The sequence below is a fragment of the Siccirubricoccus deserti genome (assembly GCF_014283215.1).
GTDB lineage: Bacteria > Pseudomonadota > Alphaproteobacteria > Acetobacterales > Acetobacteraceae > Siccirubricoccus > Siccirubricoccus deserti.
Genome location: NZ_JACOMF010000191.1, coordinates 1 through 1,944 on the forward strand (window position 1 = coordinate 1; position 1,944 = coordinate 1,944).

At 60.8% G+C, this 1,944-nt stretch carries 1 protein-coding gene; it reads left to right on the forward strand.

Features of this window, described 5'->3' with window-relative positions; genetic code table 11:
• The first annotated feature begins 632 nt into the window (after positions 1 to 632).
• Positions 633 to 776, forward strand: a complete 144-nt coding sequence (locus H7965_RS29665; protein WP_186774067.1) for a hypothetical protein — start codon at positions 633 to 635, stop codon at positions 774 to 776.
• The last annotated feature ends 1,168 nt before the right edge of the window (positions 777 to 1,944 follow it).

Genomic DNA, 1,944 nt, shown 5'->3' on the forward strand with positions numbered 1-1,944 from the left:
GACCACTCCTATGACCGGTCTCGGCCGCCTCCGCCTCGATCTCCAACGCCACCTCCGCCGCATGCCGTAAAGCGACACGGCATCATCAGCAGGGCGTTTCGCAAGGTGAGGTCAGGACGACGGTTACATTGGATGGGGTCGAGCAGAAGGTATTCGACACTCAAGGGTTGTGCCAGTGCCGCAACATACATTCTCTGCATGGCTCCACCCCAAGTTGATTATGACAATGCTGAACGATGCTTGAACCAACGGGTTGCAAATCTGGACAAAGGGTGGCCTGCACCGGCATGCGCACCGTGGCCCGCCGGTATTCGCTCTTTGCTTCCACGATGATTGCACCTTCTATGTGCCATCTTCTTGAGGCTGAAGGCTACAAGGTGACGCTCGCCAGTGATGGCGCCGAAGCGTTAGCTGCGGCGCGACAGTTGAGAAACATACTGGATAGATACACAGAACGTGGGGATTTCATCTCTTGCAGATAGGCGGCACAGCGGCTCTACCTGTTCGCTTCAACGCTTGATTGGTGAGTTCGCCTCGCCTAGCGGTCAGGCACGGGCACCCCGGCGACCTATCCTGTGACCCCGCCCCCACCCATGATGGGCACGGACACCTCCGGTCGCTCGATTTCGGCCATGGCGATCCTGGCGGGTCGAAATGCGGTGCAGCACAGCGGCGGCAACGCCGCCAATGACAATGACACTCGGCATGAGGAGCAAGAAGAACTGTTCGAGGGTGTTCATGGTGAACCCGCCCATCTCAGTGCTCCCACAATTTAGGTACCGATCAGCCGAAAAATAGCCCACCACCTGCCGACTGCTTTAAGGGCTGGATACGAACGCTACGTCAGTTGGCTAGTCTCACTCATCACCGCTGTCGATCATCCAAGTTACGTCAGCGCCAGCGGGGGCCGGTGGGGTTCGCAAGGCCATGCTCGATTGTGGGCGGTTACCCTTTAGCGGCAATCAAGGATTGGCGGATCACTGGGCAGGCGGCAGCGGCTTGGCTGCCGTCAATAGCCGCCACGGGACAGAGTGCTCCACGGGCCGATACTCCCCACCCGGGACGAACGTGATCGATGCGGCAGGCCGGAACAGCGGTCGAGAGCAAAGGCCATATCACGATGTCGCCCAATCAGGCTCGACCGCTGTCATCAGGTGCGGGCAGGCGTTGCAGAGGAGCAGGCGTGCCAGGATCAGGACAACCCCACGCTGGCATCAGGGCGTCGTCCTGCAATGCTTCCGCTCGCAGCCGATCTGCTGCACAGCCGTCCAGCCCAATCATGATGAGGATCACGGTAAGCAAACGTCGCCACATCGCGTCCCCTCCTAATCCTATCGGTACCAGCACCGCGCCCATGCCCGAGCTTGGTAGGCACGTACAGCGCCACCCTGCTAGGCGAACTCGCAAAGCGCTCAGCGCCCAAAATCGTGTTCCGAGTTCCAGCGTGATCCCATTCGCGTCATCGCCGCCTTCATGCCTCCGTAGCGCCGTAGTGTGTGCGTTGATCGGAAGTGGACTCAGGTTGTCCTGAGGTGCGATGCGCGGGGCGCAACTGCGCCTCCCTGCGGCATCCGCAGGGCCCTTTTCTGCCGCAGACGGGCGCGTGAGCCCGTCCGGTCGGAACGCCGGACCGTCATGTCCAGGCGAACGGTCCGTCCGGTGGCACATCCAACGGGCGGTATCCCGACCTCCAGGCAACCGGGCCGATTTTCCGCCCTGCACCATGTTCTACTTCGACCACAACTACGACAAAGGGAGCCAACATGGACAAGGATCGCATCTCAGAGCCCATCCGAAAAGGAATTGAGTTACCTGAATCGGATGTGATTCCCTTCTCCTGCGGGCGATTTGTGGGGAAGCAGGATGGCGTGGACAGCGGAGCATCGGCGTGCGGCGGATCGGCGCGGGCTGCGCTACCCCTCCGATCTGACGGATGCCGAATGG

Coding starts and splice junctions, on each gene's coding strand:
- H7965_RS29665 (WP_186774067.1), top strand. CDS start 633: ATGGCGATCCTGGCGGGTCGAAATGCGGTGCAGCACAGCGGCGGCAAC.